Source organism: Nocardia sp. NBC_01730 (genome assembly GCF_035920445.1).
Taxonomy (GTDB): domain Bacteria; phylum Actinomycetota; class Actinomycetes; order Mycobacteriales; family Mycobacteriaceae; genus Nocardia.
Map to the genome: position 1 here is coordinate 5,072,257 of NZ_CP109162.1, position 20,577 is coordinate 5,092,833.

General features: G+C 66.8%; 24 protein-coding genes and 1 pseudogene. 18 read left to right on the forward strand and 7 right to left on the reverse strand.

Annotated features, from left to right (window positions below; translation table 11 throughout):
- Window position 1 precedes the first annotated feature (1 nt).
- A complete protein-coding gene (locus OHB12_RS20810) occupies window positions 2-1,438 on the forward strand; it encodes a dihydrolipoyl dehydrogenase family protein (RefSeq protein ID WP_327110259.1) in 1,437 nt (478 codons plus the stop codon).
- A gap of 13 nt (window positions 1,439-1,451) precedes the next feature.
- Complete coding sequence (locus OHB12_RS20815; protein WP_327110260.1) at window positions 1,452-2,954, forward strand: carboxylesterase/lipase family protein; 1,503 nt, start codon at window positions 1,452-1,454, stop codon at window positions 2,952-2,954.
- Window positions 2,955-2,967: 13 nt separating this feature from the next.
- On the opposite strand, the gene OHB12_RS20820 is transcribed toward OHB12_RS20815, so the two are convergent.
- On the reverse strand, window positions 2,968-3,837 hold the full coding sequence (locus tag OHB12_RS20820; RefSeq protein ID WP_327110261.1) for an Fpg/Nei family DNA glycosylase: 870 nt from the start codon (window positions 3,835-3,837) through the stop codon (window positions 2,968-2,970).
- 66 nt (window positions 3,838-3,903) lie between these two features.
- Entirely contained in the window at window positions 3,904-4,647 is a 744-nt protein-coding gene (gene cobF, locus OHB12_RS20825) for a precorrin-6A synthase (deacetylating) (protein WP_327110262.1), read from the reverse strand.
- A 44-nt stretch (window positions 4,648-4,691) separates the two neighbouring features.
- On the opposite strand from cobF, the gene OHB12_RS20830 reads away from it, so the two are divergent.
- From OHB12_RS20830 to OHB12_RS20855, 6 genes are all read left to right on the forward strand, one after another.
- The gene (locus OHB12_RS20830; protein ID WP_327110263.1) at window positions 4,692-5,519 is read left to right on the forward strand and encodes a thymidylate synthase; all 828 of its coding nucleotides are present in this window, start codon (window positions 4,692-4,694) and stop codon (window positions 5,517-5,519) included.
- Window positions 5,516-6,007 carry a dihydrofolate reductase gene (locus OHB12_RS20835; RefSeq protein ID WP_327110264.1) on the forward strand — a complete coding sequence of 164 codons (492 nt, stop codon included), beginning with the start codon at window positions 5,516-5,518 and terminating at the stop codon, window positions 6,005-6,007. The genes OHB12_RS20830 and OHB12_RS20835 overlap by 4 nt, the downstream gene beginning before the upstream one ends.
- Before the next feature lie 205 nt (window positions 6,008-6,212).
- Complete coding sequence (locus tag OHB12_RS20840) at window positions 6,213-6,539, forward strand: cupin domain-containing protein (protein ID WP_327110265.1); 327 nt, start codon at window positions 6,213-6,215, stop codon at window positions 6,537-6,539.
- A gap of 59 nt (window positions 6,540-6,598) precedes the next feature.
- Window positions 6,599-7,648: a Dyp-type peroxidase gene (locus tag OHB12_RS20845; RefSeq protein ID WP_327110266.1), complete on the forward strand. Its 1,050-nt coding sequence runs from the start codon at window positions 6,599-6,601 to the stop codon at window positions 7,646-7,648.
- Window positions 7,645-8,445, forward strand: coding sequence for a family 1 encapsulin nanocompartment shell protein (locus OHB12_RS20850; RefSeq protein WP_327110267.1), 801 nt, complete (start codon window positions 7,645-7,647; stop codon window positions 8,443-8,445). Before OHB12_RS20845 ends, OHB12_RS20850 begins: the two co-directional genes overlap by 4 nt.
- A gap of 120 nt (window positions 8,446-8,565) precedes the next feature.
- Window positions 8,566-9,096 (forward strand): hypothetical protein, encoded by a 531-nt coding sequence (locus OHB12_RS20855; protein WP_327110268.1) that lies wholly within the window; start codon window positions 8,566-8,568, stop codon window positions 9,094-9,096.
- Between the two features lie 57 nt (window positions 9,097-9,153).
- Here the strand turns inward: OHB12_RS20855 and OHB12_RS20860 are convergent, their stop codons facing one another.
- From OHB12_RS20860 to OHB12_RS20870, 3 genes are read right to left on the reverse strand one after another with little or no spacing between them, the layout of a single operon-like run.
- Window positions 9,154-9,564, reverse strand: coding sequence for a hypothetical protein (locus tag OHB12_RS20860; RefSeq protein WP_442799824.1), 411 nt, complete (start codon window positions 9,562-9,564; stop codon window positions 9,154-9,156).
- Window positions 9,561-9,695, reverse strand: coding sequence for a hypothetical protein (locus OHB12_RS20865; RefSeq protein ID WP_327110269.1), 135 nt, complete (start codon window positions 9,693-9,695; stop codon window positions 9,561-9,563). The genes OHB12_RS20860 and OHB12_RS20865 overlap by 4 nt, the downstream gene beginning before the upstream one ends.
- Window positions 9,692-11,077, reverse strand: a complete 1,386-nt coding sequence (locus OHB12_RS20870) for an aspartate aminotransferase family protein (protein WP_442799825.1) — start codon at window positions 11,075-11,077, stop codon at window positions 9,692-9,694. Before OHB12_RS20870 ends, OHB12_RS20865 begins: the two co-directional genes overlap by 4 nt.
- A 319-nt stretch (window positions 11,078-11,396) precedes the next feature.
- On the opposite strand from OHB12_RS20870, the pseudogene OHB12_RS20875 reads away from it, so the two are divergent.
- From OHB12_RS20875 to OHB12_RS20885, 3 genes and pseudogenes are all read left to right on the forward strand, one after another.
- A pseudogene (locus OHB12_RS20875) lies at window positions 11,397-11,630 on the forward strand (helix-turn-helix transcriptional regulator); the annotation flags it as partial.
- Between the two features lie 110 nt (window positions 11,631-11,740).
- Window positions 11,741-11,947, forward strand: coding sequence for a hypothetical protein (locus OHB12_RS20880; protein ID WP_442799826.1), 207 nt, complete (start codon window positions 11,741-11,743; stop codon window positions 11,945-11,947).
- 382 nt (window positions 11,948-12,329) lie between these two features.
- The gene (locus OHB12_RS20885; protein ID WP_327110271.1) at window positions 12,330-13,031 is read left to right on the forward strand and encodes a hypothetical protein; all 702 of its coding nucleotides are present in this window, start codon (window positions 12,330-12,332) and stop codon (window positions 13,029-13,031) included.
- Window positions 13,032-13,916: 885 nt separating this feature from the next.
- On the opposite strand, the gene OHB12_RS20890 is transcribed toward OHB12_RS20885, so the two are convergent.
- Window positions 13,917-14,582 (reverse strand): alpha/beta fold hydrolase, encoded by a 666-nt coding sequence (locus tag OHB12_RS20890; protein WP_327110272.1) that lies wholly within the window; start codon window positions 14,580-14,582, stop codon window positions 13,917-13,919.
- A gap of 420 nt (window positions 14,583-15,002) precedes the next feature.
- On the opposite strand from OHB12_RS20890, the gene OHB12_RS20895 reads away from it, so the two are divergent.
- The 4 genes from OHB12_RS20895 to OHB12_RS20910 all read left to right on the forward strand — a co-directional run bounded on the left by OHB12_RS20895 (window position 15,003) and on the right by OHB12_RS20910 (window position 17,812).
- Window positions 15,003-15,539, forward strand: coding sequence for a helix-turn-helix transcriptional regulator (locus tag OHB12_RS20895; protein ID WP_327110273.1), 537 nt, complete (start codon window positions 15,003-15,005; stop codon window positions 15,537-15,539).
- A 140-nt stretch (window positions 15,540-15,679) separates the two neighbouring features.
- Window positions 15,680-15,820 (forward strand): CGNR zinc finger domain-containing protein, encoded by a 141-nt coding sequence (locus tag OHB12_RS20900; RefSeq protein WP_327121301.1) that lies wholly within the window; start codon window positions 15,680-15,682, stop codon window positions 15,818-15,820.
- Between the two features lie 92 nt (window positions 15,821-15,912).
- On the forward strand, window positions 15,913-16,680 hold the full coding sequence (locus OHB12_RS20905) for an SDR family oxidoreductase (protein ID WP_327110274.1): 768 nt from the start codon (window positions 15,913-15,915) through the stop codon (window positions 16,678-16,680).
- Window positions 16,681-16,984: 304 nt separating this feature from the next.
- The gene (locus tag OHB12_RS20910; RefSeq protein ID WP_327110275.1) at window positions 16,985-17,812 is read left to right on the forward strand and encodes an isopentenyl transferase family protein; all 828 of its coding nucleotides are present in this window, start codon (window positions 16,985-16,987) and stop codon (window positions 17,810-17,812) included.
- Between the two features lie 395 nt (window positions 17,813-18,207).
- On the opposite strand, the gene OHB12_RS20915 is transcribed toward OHB12_RS20910, so the two are convergent.
- Window positions 18,208-18,819, reverse strand: a complete 612-nt coding sequence (locus tag OHB12_RS20915) for a TetR/AcrR family transcriptional regulator (protein ID WP_327110276.1) — start codon at window positions 18,817-18,819, stop codon at window positions 18,208-18,210.
- A 71-nt stretch (window positions 18,820-18,890) separates the two neighbouring features.
- Here OHB12_RS20915 and OHB12_RS20920 point away from each other — a divergent pair, with 71 nt between their 5' ends.
- Genes OHB12_RS20920 through OHB12_RS20930 form a run of 3 tightly spaced genes read left to right on the forward strand, consistent with a single transcriptional unit; the run spans window position 18,891 to window position 20,529 of the window.
- Window positions 18,891-19,448, forward strand: a complete 558-nt coding sequence (locus OHB12_RS20920; RefSeq protein ID WP_327110277.1) for a peroxiredoxin-like family protein — start codon at window positions 18,891-18,893, stop codon at window positions 19,446-19,448.
- A complete protein-coding gene (locus OHB12_RS20925) occupies window positions 19,445-19,927 on the forward strand; it encodes a DUF1772 domain-containing protein (RefSeq protein WP_327110278.1) in 483 nt (160 codons plus the stop codon). The genes OHB12_RS20920 and OHB12_RS20925 overlap by 4 nt, the downstream gene beginning before the upstream one ends.
- On the forward strand, window positions 19,927-20,529 hold the full coding sequence (locus OHB12_RS20930; RefSeq protein WP_327110279.1) for an ATPase: 603 nt from the start codon (window positions 19,927-19,929) through the stop codon (window positions 20,527-20,529). Before OHB12_RS20925 ends, OHB12_RS20930 begins: the two co-directional genes overlap by 1 nt.
- The last annotated feature ends 48 nt before the right edge of the window (window positions 20,530-20,577 follow it).

Here is a 20,577-nt window from a genome sequence, read left to right on the forward strand (position 1 = left end):
CATGTCGAGCACACCCATCGAATACGACGTCATCGTGATCGGTGGCGGGCCCGCGGGTGAGAACGCCGCCACGTACGCCATCGCGGGAAGCGACCGCACGGCGGCCATCGTCGAACGCCAACTCGTCGGCGGCGAATGTTCCTACTGGGCCTGCATTCCGAGCAAGGCGCTCCTGCGGCCGGGCCACGTGCTGGCGAGCGCACGGTCGATGCCTGGCGTCTCCGCCGCCGGACTCGATGTCACGGCCGTGCTGCGCAGACGCGACGCGTTCGTCCACGACCATGACGATTCCGCCCAGGTCGACTGGGCGAAGCACAACCGCATCGAGGTGGTGCGCGGCACCGGCCGCCTGACCGGGGAGCGCCTCGTCGAGGTCGACGGGCGGCAGCTGCGCGCCAGGCATGCCGTGGTGCTGGCCACCGGCACCACCGCCAATGTCCCCGACGTGCCCGGCCTGCGCGCCGCGCTGCCGTGGATCTCCCGCGACGTCACCAACCTGCACGAGGTCCCGCGCCGGGTCGCCGTCGTCGGCGGCGGCGTGGTGGCCTCCGAGGCAGCGACCTGGCTGGCCGCGCTCGGAGCCGAGGTCACGCTGCTCGTGCGCGGCTCTGCCCTGCTGGCCGCGGCCGAGCCGTTCGCGGGCGAACGGGTGGCGGCGGCGCTGACCGAGGCGGGCGTGCGGGTGCGGTTCGGGACCGAGCCGAGCGCCGTCGAGCGCCCTGCGGCCGAGGACACCGGAGAGGGGTGGATCCACGGCGGTCCTGCCACGGTCCGGTTGCGTGGCCAGGAGGGCGAGTCGGAGATCGACGTGGACGAGATCGTGGTGGCGGCCGGACGTGCACCCGCGACCGAGCGGCTGGGCCTTGCCGCAGTCGGCCTGCCCGACGGTTACGTCGCGGTGGACGACCATCTCACCGTGCGCGGCGTCGAGGGCGACTGGCTGTATGCGATCGGCGACGTGAACCATCGCGCGGCACTCACACATATGGGCAAATACCAGGCCAGGGTGTGCGGCGACGTGATCGGTGCGCGGGCCGAGGGCAAACCGCTGGAGGACGCGAGGTTCGTCGCGAGTTCCGACCACGGCCGAGTGCCACAGGTGGTGTTCACGGCACCCGAGGTCGCCTCTATCGGTCTGACCGAGGCCGCGGCCAGGGACGCGGGCCATGCGGTGGCGACGGTGGACCTCGACATCGCGGTGGCCGGATCGTCCCTGGCGCGCGACGACTATGCTGGCCACGCGAAGCTGGTGCTCGACAGCGCCACCGACACCTTGCTCGGTGCCACCTTCGTCGGCCCCGACGTGGGCGAGCAGCTGCACGCGGCGACCATTGCGGTGGTGGGCCGGGTGCCGCTGGCGACGCTCTGGCACGCGGTGCCGGCCTTCCCCGCCGTGAGCGAGTTCTGGTTGCACCTTTTGGAAGCGCGGCGCGGGTAGCTACCATCGGTCGATGACCGACATCTCGACCGCCGACGGAGTAGTCCGTGGTCGCCGTGGCCGCCGCGTATCGCGCTGGCGCTCCATTCCCTACGCGGCTCCTCCGATTGGGGGCCTGCGGTTTCGCGCGCCCCAGCCGGTCGAGCCGTGGTCCGGTATTCGCCAAGCCACCGAGTTCACCTCAGCCGCGATGCAGCACCGATCCGGATCGCGGACCGGACCGCGGACCTACCAGCCGACCAGCGAGGACGCGCTGACACTCAATGTCACCGCGCCCGCGACCCCCGCCGCGACCCCGCGCCCGGTGCTGGTCTTCATCCACGGCGGCGGCTACCTCACCGGCACCTCCGCGCTTGCGCTGTACTCCGGGGCGCGGCTGGCGGTGCGCGGCGACGTGGTCGTGGTGTCGCTGAACTACCGGCTCGGCGCGTTCGGCTACATCGACTTCGGCGAATTCGGCACGCCGGAACACCCGTTCGACACCAATCTCGGACTGCGCGACCAGGTCGCCGCGCTGGAGTGGGTGCGCACCAACATCGCGGCCTTCGGCGGCGACCCGGACAACGTGACGATCTTCGGTGAGTCGGCGGGTGCGCACGCCGTGCTCAGCCTCCTGGCCACACCCGCGGCGAAAGGTCTGTTCCATCAGGCCATCTCGCAGAGCCCGCCGGCAGACTGGGCGATGACCGTCGCCGAAGCCCGCGCCTTCGCCCGACGCTGCGTCGATGCGCTCGGCGTTACACCGGACACCGCGACCACGGCGCTGCGCACCGCGAGCGCAAACGACATCCGCCGCGCGGTCGACCGCACCCTCAACCGGCTGCTGCAGGAACAGCCAGGCCTGTTCCCCGTCTGTCCGGTCGTGGACGGCGACTTCCTTCCACGCGCGCCGATCGACGCGATCGCCGAGGGCACGGCCCACCGTGTGCCGCTGATCATCGGGACGAACCGGGACGAGGGCACCCTGTTCGCGAGGTTCATCGACGAGCTCCCGACCACGCCGGATCGGCTGCGCGCCGCGCTCGCCCGCTCCGGCGACGACGTCGAATCCCGTATCGCGGCAGCGTATTCCGGCTATCCCCGGCCGAAGGCGGCGGTGCGAGCCGGCGGCGACTTCACCTTCTGGCGTCCCTCGGTGACCGTCATGGAGGGCCATAGCCGACACGCCCCAACCTACGCCTACCGCTACGACTTCGCCCCGCGTGCACTACATCTCGCCGGGCTCGGCGCCACCCACGCGACCGAGCTCATCCCGGTCTTCGGCGGCGGCGCCACTCCCTTCGGCCGCGCCCTCACCGCCGCGGGGGGTCGGCGCGGACTGCTCACTGTCACCGACCAGTTCCAGGACAACTGGCTGACGTTCGCCCGCACCGGCGCACCGCTGCCCTCTTGGCCCGCCTATACCGAGGCCCGCAGATCCACCCTGGTCATCGATTATCCCTCTCGGCTGGAACACGACCCCGACAAGGCCAAACGTCTTGCCTGGCACGGTGTTCGGGTACCAACCCTGATCTGACGAACACGGTCCGCTACTTCAGCAGCCGCGACATCCGCCGGTCGGCGAGCACCTTGCCGCCGGTCTGGCAGGTCGGGCAGTACTGGAAAGACCGTTCGGCGTACGAGACCTCGCGGACGTTGCCGCCACAGACCGGACACGGCTGCCCGGTGCGGGCGTGGACCCGCATACCGGAACGCTTCTCGCCCTTGAGCCGGGCGGCGTCCTGGCCGACCGACCGCCGCACCGCGTCGGTGAGCACGTCACGCATGGCCGAGTAGAGCTCGGCGACCTTGTCGGCGCCCAGCGTCTTCGTGTTCGCGAACGGTGAGATCCGCGCGGTGTGCAAGACCTCGTCGGAGTAGGCGTTGCCGATTCCCGCCAGTAACGACTGGTCGACGATCGCGGTCTTGATCCGCTGCGAGGTGCCGCGCAGGATCTCGGCGAACTGCGCCTCGGTCACCTCGAGCGCGTCGGGGCCGAGCCGGGCTATACCGGGCACCACCTTGGGATCCTCGACGACATACGCCGCCAAGCGCTTCTTCGTGCCCGCCTCGGTCAGGTCGAAGGCCGGCGTCGCGCCCTCCGGTGTGAAGAAGTGCACCCGAAGAGCGAGCGGGCTCTTGCCACCTGGCTTCGGCGGCGTCTGGCTGGGCTCGTCGATCCAGCGCAGCCACCCGCCGCGCGACAGGTGCGTGACGAGCCACAACCCATCGCATTCCATGCCGAGAAACTTGCCCCACCGGCCCGCCCCGGTGACATCCCGGCCGGAGAGCGCCGTCACGGGAGGCTCGAACGTCTTGACCGCGCTCAGCGCGGCCACATCGACACGCCCCACCACGGCGCCGACCGCGTGTTCCCGCAGGAACTGCGCCAACGCCTCCACTTCCGGTAGCTCGGGCACGCGTCCCAGATTACCCAGGCTTACCGACAACCTGCCGGTTCTCGACCACAGCCGAGAGGCAGGCGTCTACCCGCGGCGGCGCAGCAGATAGATGTCCATGATCCAGCCCTTGCGGTCGCGCAGTTCGGTGCGGCGGCGGACGATCTCGTCCCGCACCTCGGACAGCGAGCCCTCGATCAGCGTCTCGTCGGGCATGCCGAGGTAGGCGCCCCACCAGATGTGCACGTCGCCGCCAGGTATCGCGGTGAACGAACAGTCGCCGTCCAACATCACCAGCGCGCCCTCGGCGCCGAGCCCGTCCTCGCGCAGCCGACGCCCGGTGGTGATGTGCACCGGTTCACCGATACCGTGGAGCACCATGCGATGACGCGCGGCAAGCGCCTGCGCGCTGGTGATTCCGGGTATCACCGCATAGTCGAAGGTCACCGCGCCGCGCGCGAGCACCCGCTCGACCATCCGCAGCGTGCTGTCGTACAGGGCGGGATCACCCCACACCAGGATGCCTCCGACGCCATCGACCTCGGCGAAAGCCGTCTCCAGCAGCGCGGACCTCCGGTCGTGCCAATCCTCGACGACGCCCTGGTAGTCGATGGGTGTGCGATCGCGCGGCGGGTCGGCGATCGGCACGATCCGGTACGGACGGTCCATGTGCTCGTCCAGGATCGCGGTCCGCACATCGATCAGCTCCTGCTTGGCCTCGCCCTTGCCGATGACGAAGAATGCCTCGACCTGCCGCATCGCCTTGACGGCCTGCATGGTGACGTGGTCGGGATCACCGGCGCCGATGCCGATCACGTAGAGCTTGCGCATGCGGGCGAGCTTGCCAGGTCGGCCGAAGACTAGAGTTGCCAGGCGTGGCCCCTGACTCGCTTCACCCGGCTTCCGCCCCCGACAGCCAGTACGAGGACCTGCTCCGGCTGGTGCTGACCTCCGGCACCAAGAAGGCGGACCGCACGGGGACCGGAACCCGGAGCATCTTCGGCCACCAGCTGCGCTATGACCTCGCCGCGGGGTTCCCGCTGATCACCACGAAGAAAGTCCACCTGAAGTCGATCGTCTACGAGTTGCTGTGGTTCCTGCGCGGCGACTCCAACGTCGACTGGCTGCACCGGCACGGCGTCACCATCTGGGACGAATGGGCCGACACGCACGGCGAGCTCGGCCCGGTCTACGGCGTGCAGTGGCGATCGTGGCCGACGCCGGACGGCACCCATATCGATCAGATCGCCCAGGTGCTGCACACTCTGCGCACCAACCCGGACTCCCGGCGCATTCTCGTCTCCGCGTGGAACGTGGCCGAGCTGGACAAGATGGCGCTTGCTCCCTGCCACGCGTTCTTCCAGTTCCATGTGGCCGACGGCAAGCTGTCCTGCCAGCTCTACCAGCGCAGCGCCGACCTCTTCCTCGGCGTCCCGTTCAATATCGCCAGCTACGCGCTGCTCACCCACATGGTCGCCCAGCAGACCGAGCTGGAACCCGGCGACTTCATCTGGACCGGCGGCGACTGCCACATCTATGACAACCACGTCGAGCAGGTCACCGAGCAGCTCGGCCGCGACCCCTACCCGTTCCCGACGCTGCGACTGCGGCCCGCCCCGACGCTGTTCGACTACCGCTACGAGGACGTGGAAGTGGTCGGCTACCAGCATCATCCGGCCATCAAGGCCCCGGTGGCAGTGTGACCCGCACGATCGGACTGATCTGGGCGCAGACCCGTGACGGGGTGATCGGCTTCCGGAACGCCATCCCCTGGCGGGTGCCCGAGGACATGGCGAACTTCAAGGACGTCACCTGGGGGCACCCCGTGGTGATGGGCCGGCGGACCTGGGATTCGCTTCCGCCGAGATTCCGGCCGCTGACCGGTCGCCGCAACATCGTGGTTACCAGGCAGTCCGACTGGGCCGCCGAGGGCGCCGAGCGCGCCGCGTCGGTGCCAGAGGCGCTCACGCGGTGTGCCCCCGACACCGTGTGGGTCGCCGGTGGCGGCGAGATCTACCGCGCCGCCATGCACTTCGCGACCGATCTGCGCGTCACCGAGATCGACACCACCGTCGAGGGCGACGCCTACGCGCCGCCGATCGGACCGGAGTGGGAATCGGATGAACCGGAACCCTGGCGCACGTCGAAGACCGGCCTCCGCTTCCGCATCCGCCACTACATCCGCGGGTGATCCGGCTGATCGGACAGCCACATCGCGGGCGGCGGCGACCATGGCGGAACACGCCGGACAGCGGCCCAGGCGGTCAAACACGACCCGCGCGGCGGTGGTCTCGGGCATACTCCTCGATATGTGGTGGCCGGACCTCCGTCCGACCGCCCGCCTCGAGCCGTTGCCACCAGCCCGGTATCGGCCGGTGATCTGCGAAAGGCGGTCCATGGACAAGAAATCGCTGACTGCGGTCGCGCGCCAACAACTGAAGTTGGCTGCCACCGCTACGAGCGGACGTAGTTCACAAACCATCTATGGCGGTCACACGCATTCCCTGCGGCAAACGGTGGTCGGCCTGTCGGCCGGGCAGAGCCTGGCCGAGCACGACAACGCCGGCGACGCCACCCTGCTGGTACTCAGCGGCACGCTGACCCTGATCAGCGGCACCGACGAATGGAAGGGCTCGGCGGGCGACCTGCTCGTGGTGCCCAAGGCACGCCACAGCGTGAAGGCCGTCGACGACGTCGCCTTCCTGCTGACGGTGGCGAAGTAGCAGCTACGCCGCGCGTCCCTGCCCGCCGGTCGGACGGGCCGGGGATTAGTGTGTCGATCATGGGTGCGCCGCAGCCGATCCTCGAACCGCTCACACCGGCCGCGATCTTCCTTGTCGCGACCATCGACGGAGGCGGCGAAGCGGCGGTGCGCGATCTGCTCGCCGACATCACCGGCCTGCGCCGCTCGGTGGGATTCCGGCTGGCGGGCGCCGGGCTCGCGTGCATCACCTCCATCGGCTCCGCCGCATGGGACCGGCTCTTCGCGGGGGCGAAACCCGCTCAGCTGCACGAGTTCCCCGGCTTCGTAGGCAAGCACCACACCGCGCCCGCAACACCGGGCGACCTGCTGTTCCACATCAAAGGCGAGGCACAGGACGCCTGCTTCGAGCTGGCCATGGCGATCGGCGACCGGCTCGCCGGCGCGGCGACAATCGTCGACGAGACAGTGGGCTTCCGCTACTTCGAGCAGCGCGACCTGCTCGGCTTCGTCGACGGCACCGAGAACCCGGAGGGCCGCGCGGCCGTCTCCGCCGCGCTGGTCGGCGACGAGGACCCGGAGTTCGCGGGCAGCAGCTACGTCATCGTGCAGAAGTACACGCACCCGCTCGCGGACTGGCGCGCGCTGTCGGTCGAGGAGCAGGAGCGCGTGATCGGCCGGACCAAGCTGGACGACTTCGAGCTCTCCGATGAGGACAAACCCGCCGACTCGCACGTCGCGGTGAATACGCTCGTCGATCCGGACGGCACCGAGCGCCAGATCGTGCGCGGCAACATGCCCTTCGGCAGTGTGCGCGACGGCGAGTTCGGCACCTACTACATCGCCTACGCGGCCACCCCGAGCGTCACCGAACGCATGCTCACCCGCATGTTCCTCGGCACCGAAGACGCCGCCTACGACCGGATCCTCGACTTCTCCATCGCCGCCACCGGCACCTCGTTCTTCACCCCGACCATCGATTTCCTCGACGATCTTCCGCCCGCACCGTGGGAAACGGAGAAATCCGGGGAATCCATCGGCGTCGATGGGGCAGATCTGTCCGGCGTCGCCACGGTTTCCGGCGACGGCGCCCTCGGTATCGGGACGTTGAAAAGGAGCACTCGGTCATGAACAACCTCCATCGCGAACTGGCGCCGATCACATCCGAGGCATGGGCGGCCATCGAGGAGGAGGCGACGCGCACCTTCAAGCGGCACATCGCGGGCCGCCGCGTCGTCGACCTGTCCGGCCCGCACGGCACCGACTACTCCGCTGTCGGTACCGGCCACAGCACGCCGATCGCGGCGCCCGACGAAGGTGTGCTGGCCCGTAGGCGCGTGGTCGCGCCTCTGGTGGAACTGCGGGTGCCGTTCACGCTCTCCCGTGCGGAACTCGACAACGTCGAGCGCGGCGCCAGGGACACCGATCTGGACCCGGTGAAGGACGCCGCGAAGAAGATCGCGTTCGCCGAGGATCGCGCGATCTTCGAGGGCTATCCGGCCGCGACCATCAGCGGTGTCCGGGCGAGTTCGTCCAACCAGCCGATCACGCTGCCCAGCGACACCCGGCTGGTACCGGAGGCGGTCGCGCAGGCGCTGAGCGCCCTGCGGCTGGCCGGTGTCGACGGACCGTACTCGGTGCTGCTGAGCGCCGACCTGTACACCGAGGTCAGCGAGACCTCCGACCACGGGCACATGATTCGCACCCACGTCGAACGCCTGATCCCGGAGGGCGAGATCATCTGGGCGCCCGCCATCAGCGGCGCGGTCGTGCTCACCACCCGCGGCGGCGACTTCGATCTACGCATCGGCCAAGACCTCTCCATCGGCTATCTGTCGCACGACGCCGAGACCGTCCAGTTGTACTTCCAGCAGAGCCTGACCTTCCTGGTGTACACCGCCGAGGCAGCGGTCGCGCTGACGGCCTGAGACCCTGGCCGATTCGACGCACGCGTCCATCGGCCACGGTTGGGAATTCGTGAGGTGTGCGTCGGCGCGCGAGCAGCCGGTACCGTAATGCCGGCAATGCACCCGAGGCAAGTAGGTGAAATGACAACGGTGCGGGCGGGTGTCGTCCCGACGCAGCGCGCGGCGCTCTACAGCGTGCTCGGTATCCTGGTGACCGTGACGATCTGCGGCGCGTTTGTGGCCGCGTTCGGCACCAACCGGGTGTTCACCGGCCTGCTGGCCGGTGCCGTCGCGGGCGTCGCCGCGTTATCGGCGTTGTTCACCAGGGACGCCGTCGTGCTCACCGACCACGCCATCTACCGGCGCACGCCGTGGACGGTGTCCAGCATCGCGTGGGATCGGGTGGTGGCCGGACGGTTCACCCTCGACGAACGGTCCCGCTGGTCGCTGGCGCTGGACCTGTCCGGCGGCGACGAACCCCATGGCGAGTTGGTCCTGCTGTCCATACCGCCGGTGATCCGCCCGGTCACGGGCGCCTACGACCTGCGCAAGCGCGACCAGGTCACCGAGATCCGGGCGGTCCTGCGCCGCAAGCGGATTCCGGTGACGGTGCTGCCGCAGATCGCGGGCGCGCTGCGGGAACACTGGCAGATCGCACCGCCGACCCACTGATCGTCCGGCGGCGCTGCGGTGGAATCGCGTGGGAGGGTGCGCCGGATTCCGATACCGTCAATCGGCGGGCAGCGCCAGCCGATCGAGTAGCACGGTCGCCTCGGCCCTGATCGCGTCGAGATCGCCGAGCCAGCCGAGCGTGCGCAACACCGCCCCCGGGATGGTCTGCTCCGCGTAGGCGGGCGCAGCGCCCTCATCGGAGCGGATGCTGATCACGGTCTCCACCAGGCGAAACGGCAACACCTCCGCACCGGGTGTGCCCGCCGCTCCTGCTTCGGCGAGCACCTCGGCGGCCAATGTCTCGTAGTGCCCGCGCAATTCGTCGCGACGAAGCCGGAACTCGGCGAACCGCTCGGTGCGCAGTTCCGGCAACAGGTACAGCGCGCCGAGGTTCCAGCGGGCGGCGCACAGCTGCCGCACATCGAACAGTGTGAGCGCGTAAAGCCGGACCTGGATCGGCTCCGTCACCTCGCCCCGAGGATGTCGCGCAGCAGCTCCTCGTCGTCCAGCAGCGCGGGATCGATGCCCTCGAATTCCGCGATCGCGTGCCGCCCGGTGAACGCTCCGACTGCGGTCAATTCTTCGTGCACTCCGGTCACAGCCGCCGCCAAGCATCACTCAGGACGGCGCGCAGTATTTGCTCTATCTCGGCGAAATGTGTTTCGTCGCAGATCAGCGGCGGGGCCAACTGGATGATCGGGTCGCCGCGATCGTCGGCTCGGCAATACAGGCCGGCTTCGAAAAGCGCCTTCGACACATAATCCCGCAGCAGTACCTCCTTTTCCTCGGTGGTGAACGTTGCGCGAGTCGCTTTGTCCTTGACCAACTCGATACCGAAGAAGAATCCGTCACCACGGATATCTCCGACGAGAGGAAGGTCATAAAGACGCTCGAGGTAGGAGCGGAAGACGGGGGTGTTGGCGCGGACGTAATCGTTGAGCTGTTCGCCCTCGATGATGTCGAGGTTGGCGAGGGCGACCGCGGTCGCGACGGGATGCCCACCGTAGGTGAAGCCGTGGGCGAACCAGTCCCGATCGGCCAGGAACGGTTCGGCCAGGCGTTCGTCGGCGATCATCGCCCCGAGCTGGGCATAGCCGGAGGTCAAGCCTTTCGCGCAGGTGATGATGTCGGGTTGGAAGTCGTAGCGCTGCGAGCCGAAATACTCGCCGAGCCTGCCGAATCCGCAGATCACTTCGTCAGCGACGAGCAGTACGTCGTAACGGTCGCAGATTTCTCGAACGCGCAGAAGATAACCCGGGGGCGGCGGTATGCAGCCGCCCGCGTTTTGTACAGGTTCGATGAAGACGGCCGCGACCGTGTCGGGCCCCTCCTGTTCGATCGCTTCGGCGATCTGATCGGCGGCCCACTGGCCGAATTCGAACAGATTCGACGACCGATCGTGCCGCCGGTAGTAATTCGTATTGGGCACGCGGATGACCGACGGCACGAGCGGCTCGAAATCGTTTCGAACAGAGGGCATTCCGGTGATCGACAGGGCACCCATGGAAGTGCCGTGGTAGGACATGACCCGAGAGATCGCCTTGTGCTTGAGCGGACGGCCGGTGCGACGGAAGTAGGCGCGGGCGAGCTTCCACGCTGTCTCGACCGCTTCGGAACCGCCCGTGGTGAAGAAGACTCGGTTGAGATCGCCGGGAGCGAGGTCGGCCAACCGTGCGGCCAATTCGATCGCAGGCGGGTGGGCATAGGACCAGAGCGGGAAGTAGGCCAGTTCACCGGCTTGTTTGGCGGCGGCCTGGGCAAGTTCTTGTCGCCCATGGCCGACCTGCACCACGAACAGGCCGGAAAGTCCGTCGAGGTAGCGGCGGCCTGCCGCATCGTAGATGTACGGCCCGTCACCGCGCACAATGACGGACGCGGGCGAAGTGTCCTGAGTGGAATGCCGGGTGAAGTGCATCCACAGGTGATCTGTGGCGGCGCTGCCCGCGCCGGAGTCGTGAAGAGTCACAGTTTCTGCCTGCATCTGGGACCGGAGGACCGGTGCCCGTTTGTTGAGTCGAGTCACCCGAGTCTGTCCCCGATACGTGGACCGGAGAAGTCGGGAAATCCCCACATCGGCAGGCGAATTCACAGGGTGATCAACTCCGGTTCGCACCGCAGGTCACGGAAGAACTCCCGGATGTCCGCGGTGAGCAGCACAGGTTCTTCCAGGGCCGCGAAATGTCCACCTCGGTCTACGTCATTCCATCGAGTAATGGTGTTCTCGGTCTCGGCGTAGCGACGGATGCCGATGTCATGGGCGAAAACCAGTGCCGCCGTCGGGACGCTGGCAGACCTTCTTCATGTCGGAAACCTCGGCCAGACTGTTGCGCCTGCTGTCTCTGCTCCAGACACCGCGCGAATGGACAGGCGCTGAACTGGCCGAACGGCTCAAGGTGGATGTGCGCACCGTGCGCAGGGACATCGACAAGCTGCGAACCTTGGGCTACCCGCTGGACGCCACGCCCGGCGTGGCCGGCTACCGGCTCGGCGCCGGGGCCGAGCTACCTCCGCTGCTGCTGGACGACGACGAGGCTTCACCACACGCGAGTCACCCGACGCCGACCTGACCGGCTACCTCTCCCTCGCCGTCACGAATGCGCCGTACCGCCACACCGCCCGCATCACCCTCGGCGTCCCCGCCGAGGTGGCCGCCGAGCCCATCACCCCTACCGTCGGGGTCATCGAGGCGGTGGACGCCGAACACTGCGTGCTCCGAACCGGAACCAACTCACTCGACGAACTCGCCATCTACGTAGCCACCTTCGGCTTTCCGTTCCGCGTCCATGAGCCGCCCGAACTCATCGCACACATCCGCGCACTCACCACCCGCCTCACCGCGGCGGTCGACTAGCCGGAGTTCGCACCTGCACGGCGGGTCGGCCGCGGTATCAGACCACGAACCCAGACCGTTCCTTAAACGGATTTCAGCTATCTTCAGGCTGCCTTCAGCCACACCCTGCGATGGTGGTGACCAGATTTCGATACAACAACTCCCGCAGGAGGTTTCACCATGGATTCCATTCTTCGCCACACACTCGGAGGCCTGCGCTGGCTGCTCGTCGGCGCCGAATTCGATGCCGACCAGAAAACCGCTGTCCGTAAGGTCGAACAACAGCATCGATAGAAACCGAGGCATCAGGAGAGATCCGCGACCGTCGGTTCACGCGCTCTCCCTTAGCTCGATCGTCACGTAATCCCGCCACCCGAAGTCAACTGGTTAAGGTTCCGAGAACATGTTCCTGCGCAAAATCGCCACGGTGTCGACGCTTGCCATCGCGGTTACCGGCATCACGGCCGGAAATGTCAGTGCTGCTCCGCAGACCGAGAATGGCATGGTCGGCTACACCGCCACCACATCCGAAGAGAGCGCTGTCATTCAGATCGATTCGGGCTCCATGGACGTCGAGAACGGAATATTCGAAGTCAAAGCAGCCAACGGCACCGTACTCGCCGGCACCCCGCTGGAATTCCGAGTCGATGATTTCGTCTTCCCCATCGCCGCCGATATCAAAGGCCGGACCGCCACCCTCGCACCGCAATTCGACGTCGAGCATGCCGAGTACCGTCCGGTTGCCCTCCCCTTCGAAGATCAGGCTCAGTGGAAGTCGCCGTACGACCGTGAAGTCGCGGCATTCACTCGGCTCAAAGACACCATCGCATCGGGGGCAGCGATCGGGACGACTGTCGGCGGCATCGGTGGCGGCATCGTCGGCTGCGTACTCGGCGGCATCGCAGGCGCCACCATCGCCGCCGCGACCATCGTCGGCATGTTCGGGCCGTTCATCCCGGCCGCTGCCGTCGGCTGCCTTGGTGGTGTCATGGCCGTAGGCGCACTCGGCACCCTCGCTGGTCAACTCTTCGTTACGGCACCCGTCGCCATCGCCGCCCTCGCCCAATACTTCACCACGATCAACTCCCCGTTCCCGAGTAAATGAACCGACCTGTGCCAACGCGCTCTGATCGCTTCTCCGGGCGTCCCCAACTGGTCCCCACACTGCCAGGCGTGGGCACGGTCGACGATCAGGGGCAGATCGGATGCCGTTCCCGATGGAGCTGTGGGGATACCGATTTGCGACTGTCGTCAGCGTTGTCATCGGACTAGCGTGGGACCTGCGGCCGATAATGGGTTGGGGACAGGACTCCCGTACGTCGGCACTGTCGATCTCCAACCTGCCCCGGTCTCCTTCAGGCAGATCGGGGATGGCGAACACGTTCGCTGTCGCTAGAAAGGAGCTGCCGTGTTCATGGCAACCACATGCACTACTTCGCGTCGGACATTGGCCCGCGCAGCTGTCGCTGGCGCAATTGCTGCTGTGTCCCTGACAATATCGACGATTCCGGCCTCGGCCGATCCGGCGACGTCCGTCGCGGTCGGCACCGAAATCAGGCATGACCGTTGGGACGACCGTCCTGGCTTCCAGGGCAACGGCCCCGGCAAAGATTGGTGGGGGGATCACGACCGCGGTCGCGGCAATGATCCATTGTGGCGTCTGTTCCACAATCTCATACCGGGTGGCGTGTTCGGCAGCAGCTGATCGAGGTCACACAGCACATCCGTCCGTCCGACCGTCTCGTGTCGGGCGGATGTCGTTTCTGCGCCAGAAGATCAGTCGACACCTGCGACCTCTGGGTTATGAGGTGAACAACCGCTGTCTACCGGCTTTCCAGCCGTTATCGGCTACCGCTCGGGCTGCTGAATCGAGCGCGTCGGCATGCGCATAGGCCCCGGCGACGCCGCCATGCCTGAGTGGAGTTCGGCACTCTGGGCAGGCGTGGCCCTCAGGGCAGGCCTGCCGTCCGGGCGTCGATGCGTCCGCGATTCATTCGCCGAGCAGCAGTGCAGCGACCGCATCCGGCGCCTCATGCATTGCATCGTGGCCGGTGGGGAGGTCGTGGACGTGCCACTCGGGATCAGGTTCAAGTCGGGTGCGCAGCTCAGCGAAAGGTGTGCCGTCCCATCCGGAGCAGTAGATGAACTCGCGCCGAGGGACCTGGGACAGGGCGCCAGTGAGTCGGATCGCTTGTAGGAACGACGCAAGGGGATGGGGACGGGTACGGGGATCGAGGTGATCGGGCGGGTTGACGGCGTAGCCGTTGGCCGCAGCACCGGTGGCGAACCTCTGTCGATAGCGCTCGGTCGTTGAAGACCAGCACGACTCGCCGTCGCGCGGGACGTAGGCATCGAGATGAACCAGTCGTGAGACCCGGCCGCGGGCACTATCGGCGGCAGCCGCGATCACCATCCCGCCGTAGCTGTGGCCGACCAGCGTCGCGCTGGTGATATGAGCGCGATCGAGGAGCTGCAACACATCGTCAGCGTGGGTGTCGAGGTTGGCGGTCGCAACTGTCGCGTTGTCGTCGTCTGGCCGCAGACCGGTCAAGGTCAGGGCATGAACGGTGTGACCGGCGCACTCCAGAAGCGGAACCACCGCCTCGAACGACCAGGCGCCGTGCCAACCGCCGGGCACGAGAACGAACGTCGCCATGCGCTTGCTTCCTTTCGAACCGAGGTTTCCAGCTCTGCGTGAATCGAAGACCACTCCGCTCGAATCAATGTCACCTGGCCCGGATGTGGCTGGCAACCGGTAGGATGCCACCTGATGCCTGTTCGCCGCCAATCTCGCCAGACCGGTGCTACATCACACATGTGGGCGTCCGGCGGGCGACACCTCTGGCCATCCGGGGAAACAAGTCCACTGCAGTCGCACGCACGAGGACACTTGGTGTACGCCGCGAGCGGCGTCCTGGCAGTTCACACCGGGCGCGGAACTTCAATCGCTCCCGCCGACCGCATCGCGTGGACTCCCTCTGGATTCACGCACTACCACCGAGCCCACGGCGACACCGACATGCGCATCGTCTTTCTCCCTCCGTCCCTCGCTCGGCTGGTACCGGACCATCCCGCGGTGTTTCTGGCTTCCGACCTCGCCCGCGAGGTCCTCCTCGCCCTGACCGGCCCCCGTAACTACGACGACACCGCACCTGACTACAGCCGCTCCGCTCGCTCTCGCCTCCTTCGAGTCCTCGTCGACGAACTCCACGAAGCACACGAACAGCCACTGCAACTGCCCGAACCACAAGACGACCGACTGCAAGCGATTGCTCGGATGCTGTACGAGAACCCCGCAGACAGCACCTCACTGGCCGAACTCGGGAAAAGAATCGGAGCCAGCACCCGCACACTCAGCCGACTGTTCCGCAACGAACTCGGCATGACCTTCTATGAGTGGCGCACGCAGCTACGCATCTACCACGCGCTCGTCCTTCTCGCCGATGGCCGCGACACCACCCAGACCGCCTACGCCTGCGGATGGGCCAACCCCAGCAGCTTCATCGCAGCGTTCACCAACATCCTCGGAACGACCCCGGGCCGCTACCGAACCAAGTCGCCAGACCACCGCCCGCGTGTCTCAACTCCCGACGATGGTCAAGTCCTCGGGTGATTCCGACACTCGCACGGTGCACTCACGATGCAGCTCCGCCTGCACGGTTTTCGGCCAGATCGACCGATTCCATCGTCGGGAAGAGACGCAGCGCTGCTGCTTCGGCATGATCCAATCCCTGAGCGGTCCAAGGGTCCCGTATCCGCTTCTGCGCCGCCGACGACTGCTGCCTGCTGTTCGTCGACGCCTCACGTCCGGACCGTCGACGCTGGTGCTCGATGGACCGGTGCGGCAACCTCGGCAAGGTCCGTCGCTACCGCGGTCAGGACCGAAGTGAGTGATCCACGCCACCCCTGTCACAGTCCGCGCCCCTGCGTCGTCGCCCTAGTGAGGCGATGGGAACCACCCATCGGAGCCGAGATCGGAGACAGTGATGGCCACGAAGATTCTGGTCACCGGCGGCACCGGCACCCTTGGCCGCCAGGTCGTTCCCCTGCTGCGGAACACCGGTGCCGACGTCCGCGTGCTCAGCCGCAGCGCCCGCGAACCGGTCGACGGTGTCGAGTTCGTAGCTGGAGATCTGCTGCACGACAAGGGAATCGATGCCGCCGTTGCGGGCGTCGACACCATCTCGCACCTGGCGGGCGACGCCAAGAGCGACGAGGTGGTCACCGAAAACCTGATGCGCGCCGCGGCCGCCGCAGGAGTCGGGCACGTCGTGTACATCTCGGTGACCGCCGCCGAACTGCTTCCGCTGACCTACTTCCGAGCGAAGTTCGCCGCCGAGCAGGTGGTCACCGAATCGGGCGTCCCGTGGACCACGTTGCGCGCAGCGCAGTTCCACGACTTCGTGCCGAATCTGGTGGACGCGATGCTGAAGTCGCCGGTGCTGCCGATCCTGGGCGGCGTGCGCGTCCAGCCGGTCGACGCACGAGAGGTGGCGGCCCGGCTGGTGGAATTGGTGCTCGGCGCGCCCGCCGGACGGGTGCCAGACCTGGTCGGGCCGACCGTGATCGGCATGCGCGAGCTGGTCCGGGACTACCTGAAGGCGCTCGGCAAGCGCCGCGCGCTGCTGACGGTCCGGGTACCTGGCAAGGCGGGCCGGGTCTACCGCGCGGGCGGGAACCTGGTGCTCGACGGCGCCGATGTCGGCAAGCTGCCCTGGGAGGACTACCTGGCCGAGCGCGTCGGTCGGCCATAATCCCCGGCCCGTTCGAAAGTCGGTGCGTCTATCCCCAAGCACTGCAACCGGATTGTGCGCACCGCCATGTGGTGACCGACCGGATTGTTTCCGTGCTCACTGTGATTCGCTCGACGAAACAGCCGAAGACTGGACATACCTCTGTAGTATCTGCAGGACGCCGCACGCTTCGAGCTCGAATTACTCGACGCGAGCGGCTACGCACAGATTCGGAAAAACGATGTGATGGATTGTGGCATGGCTGCGCATTTCCCGTTGAAGATACCCACGACCACTACGGCATCGTTGTGAACGAGGCTTAGCCGTGTCTTTCAGAACAGCTGCGCCCGGAACACATGTCCACCTCATCATCGGCGCTACCGGGGTCGGTAAGAGCGCACGTGCCGCCAGTCAGGCGCACACCTCGCGGGCACCGATCGTCGTCGCCGATCGGATCCAATGCTTCGCCGACCTCGCCACCACCAGCGCGCGCGGTGCGATCGATCTCGATGGTCAGCCGCGACGGCACTTCCTCGATGAGCGAACCATCGATCAAGGCGACTTTCCGACCATCGACGCCCACCACGCCCTACGTCGCACCTTGGCCGCCCTCTCCCGAGAAAACCGCTCTATCATCGTGGAAGGCGGGTCGATCTCCCTACTCACCGCGTTCTTCGACAGCATCGACGCCTTGCCGTTCCGGTTCACGGCCGAGCTGTTGCCGACTCCCGACCCGGTTACCTACACAGAACGACTCCTATCCAGAGCACACCGCATGCTCGCCCCACCACATCCCGAGCCAGGAATGCTGCACGAGCTGTCGGTCGCGTGGCGCCACACCGAACAACGCGAATTTGTCACGTCCATCGTCGGATTCGGCAGCCTGATTCGCTGGTGCCTCCACCGCGACGTCCACCCCGACACGCTCCTCGACCTCCCCGTCGACTCGGCCGAGATCGCCGATCTCGCAGCTGCGGTCGCCCGCGAGCACGCTCACTACGGGACACAACAGCAGCGCAGCTTCGACGTAATACTCGCTCGCACACCAGCGCTGACATTCCGGGACAACATGCTTCCATCAGAGCAGGCCGCCGGCCCGGCATCGGCCGGACGGCGAGCCGAGGTTCAGGGGACGGCTGTGAACAGTTCGTAGCTGTGGCCATTGGGATCTCGAACGTAATCTCCCCGCCCTCCGGCGAGGAGATTGATCTCCCGGTCCCAGCCGTTCTCCGGACCCGAGCCGTGGTCCACGGCCGGCCACTTCGACAACCGGTGCAGCACCTCGTCGAACGTGTCGTCATCGACGAGGAAGGCATAATGCCTCCTACGGCTCACCGACAGCGGACAGCACCTGCTCACCGCATCCCAAGACTGGCAGCGGCAGTGCTTCGAGCGGCTCACCGCCTCCTGGCCCGAGCACGACCGTCGCCAATTCGCCGTCTACCTGCAACGCCTTGCCGATGAGACAACCACGTAAACAGAAGCCCCGTCCCGAAATCCATTGGGAGACATGACCCAGCAGATCAGAGCGCCTTCCGCCAGTGTCGGTCAGAGCTTCAGGCCGCGTAGCACGATCTGAACGCCATTCCGGAATTCGTCGTCGACCGACATGTTCTTGGCTTGGTCGGCCGTCTGCGCCAGATGCGGATAGTCCTCGGGGGACAATTTCGCCATCGCGACCGTACCCCGACCTGACAGCGGCGCGTAGTGCATGTTCTGGAGAAAGCCGATCAGGAAGGCGATCAGCGTACGCTGGGCGATCACTCGTGCGCGTCCGGTGAAACCGCCTTCGGTGAGCACGGCGAGCATGGCCTCCATCACGCGCAGTGATTCGACCGAGGACTGTCGATGCCGCAGCACCAGCGGCACAGCGGCCGGATGGGCCGAAAACCCGGCGCGGATGTGTTCGAGCAGTAGCGTCGCGCCCGCCTTCCAGTCGATCCCGACGGGCCGCGTCGTGTCGATCGAGGCGAACATCTGGTCCACGATCAGCACCTCGAGTTCGTCACGGTCGCGGACGTACCGGTACAGCGCCATGGTGGCCACGCCGAGTTCCTTGGCCACCGCGCGCATGGTGAGCCCGGAAAGACCGTCGCGATCGAGCACGGCGAGAGCCGCCGAGGTCAGATCGGCGGTGGTCAGCGAGCGAGGACGGGGCACGGGTTGACAGCGTACAAGGTACGCGCATACTGATTGTAGGCGTACGACGTACACCTACGAGAGGAGTACCCATGCCCCCGACTGCCGTCTCCGACCGGACACTGGTCGCCGTCTCCGGCGCGCAGATCCAGGTGCCGGACCCGGATTGCCTGATCCATCTGCAGTTCCGCCGGTTCGCCGGATGCCCGGTATGCAATCTGCACCTGCGTTCGATCGTCACCCGCCAGGACGAGATCATTGCGGCGAACATCCGTGAAGTGGTCGTATTCCATTCCAGTGCGGAGGAATTGCGCAAGTACACCGCAGAACTGCCGCTGGCGGTCATCGCCGACCCGACTCGGAAGCTCTACCGCGAGTTCGGCGTCGAGAAATCGCCACGCGCGCTGCTCGACCCGCGCGGCTGGCCCGCCATCCTTCGCGGCGTCGCCCACGACGTGCGCGCCACGCTGCGTGGAAAGCAGGCCGCACCGCCCGCGAAACCCGAAGGCGGCAGTCTCGGGCTGCCCGCCGATTTCCTGATCGCCCCCGACGGCCGCGTGCTCGCCGCGAAACACGGTAAACACGTCTACGACCAGTGGTCGGTCGACGAATTGCTCGCGCTCGCACCGGCCGTTGAGCGTCGCCCGTGACGACAATCGAAAGACCTCTGCTGACGCGGGCATTCGCGTTGCTGTTCAGCGGACTGCTCGCGGGCGCGTTCGGCTACGGGGCGGTCAACGTGCTGTACGCCTTCCGCAGGGTGCCGCTGGATGTCCGCTTCACCTTCCACACCACCCTGATGAGCGTGAACGGCTTTGTCATGCAATCGCTGATGGGCCTGACCATCCTCTCCACACTGGTGCTCGCCGTGCGCTCCACCGCTCGGCATCGCTGGTTCGCGGGTGGCGCGGCCGTGCTTGCCGTCGCGTCGTTCGTGATCACCCGGCTCGGCAACGTCCCGATCAACCAGCAGATCAAGGTGTGGGCGGTCAGCGGCCCCCCGGCCGACTACGCCACGATCCTGGCCCGATGGGAAGCATTCCACTTCGCGCGCACCGCCTGCGCTGTAGTGGCGTTCCTGCTCGTCGTCATGCTCACCCTACTCCCCGCGAAAGAGGCACGCCCGTGATGACCGTCGAATTGTTCGTCTCCGACGAGTCGCTGATCGCCGACCGCAAACGCGCACTCGCCGAACACATCCTGCGCAAGCTGACCACCGAACCTGCCTCGCCGCAGTCGGTTCTGGCGAAAGCCCGTGAACTGACTCATGTGCTGGTACGCACCCCCGAGGTGTGGGCGACCGGCGGGGCCGCCGCACCGCGCTACCTGGTGCGGCTCACCGTCCCCGGATCATGGAGCAACAACAGTGAATTCGGCGATCACGTAATCCCCCTGATCACCAAGGCGATCGCCGAGTCGGAGACCGATCAGGACCGGCTGACCCGCGACCCACACTGCGTGATCCAGATCGTCGGCCTGCGTGAACACAATCTCGGCGCCTTGGGCCGAAAGCTCACCACCACCGAGATCACCAAAATAATGACCCAGGAATACCGAGAATCCGGCGACCACGCCGAAGCTCCCGAGGGTTACGCCGTCGACCCGGTCTGCGGCATGACCGTCGAGCTGTCGACGGCCCGGTTCACCCTCACCCACGACGGCACCGACTATGCCTTCTGCGCCCCGGTCTGCCGCAAAGTCTTCGCCGAGGAACACGTGGTCCCCGGCTAGGGCATTCGACGATCGCCCGCCCGGCAACGGCGGGCGATCAGAACAGCA

Coding starts and splice junctions, on each gene's coding strand:
- OHB12_RS20870 (WP_442799825.1), bottom strand. CDS start 11,077: ATGCAGGCAGAAACTGTGACTCTTCACGACTCCGGCGCGGGCAGCGCC.
- cobF (WP_327110262.1), bottom strand. CDS start 4,647: ATGCGCAAGCTCTACGTGATCGGCATCGGCGCCGGTGATCCCGACCAC.
- OHB12_RS20885 (WP_327110271.1), top strand. CDS start 12,330: ATGTTCCTGCGCAAAATCGCCACGGTGTCGACGCTTGCCATCGCGGTT.
- OHB12_RS20855 (WP_327110268.1), top strand. CDS start 8,566: ATGACAACGGTGCGGGCGGGTGTCGTCCCGACGCAGCGCGCGGCGCTC.
- OHB12_RS20930 (WP_327110279.1), top strand. CDS start 19,927: ATGACCGTCGAATTGTTCGTCTCCGACGAGTCGCTGATCGCCGACCGC.
- OHB12_RS20845 (WP_327110266.1), top strand. CDS start 6,599: ATGGGTGCGCCGCAGCCGATCCTCGAACCGCTCACACCGGCCGCGATC.
- OHB12_RS20840 (WP_327110265.1), top strand. CDS start 6,213: ATGGACAAGAAATCGCTGACTGCGGTCGCGCGCCAACAACTGAAGTTG.
- OHB12_RS20920 (WP_327110277.1), top strand. CDS start 18,891: ATGCCCCCGACTGCCGTCTCCGACCGGACACTGGTCGCCGTCTCCGGC.
- OHB12_RS20850 (WP_327110267.1), top strand. CDS start 7,645: ATGAACAACCTCCATCGCGAACTGGCGCCGATCACATCCGAGGCATGG.
- OHB12_RS20815 (WP_327110260.1), top strand. CDS start 1,452: ATGACCGACATCTCGACCGCCGACGGAGTAGTCCGTGGTCGCCGTGGC.
- OHB12_RS20905 (WP_327110274.1), top strand. CDS start 15,913: ATGGCCACGAAGATTCTGGTCACCGGCGGCACCGGCACCCTTGGCCGC.
- OHB12_RS20810 (WP_327110259.1), top strand. CDS start 2: ATGTCGAGCACACCCATCGAATACGACGTCATCGTGATCGGTGGCGGG.
- OHB12_RS20890 (WP_327110272.1), bottom strand. CDS start 14,582: ATGGCGACGTTCGTTCTCGTGCCCGGCGGTTGGCACGGCGCCTGGTCG.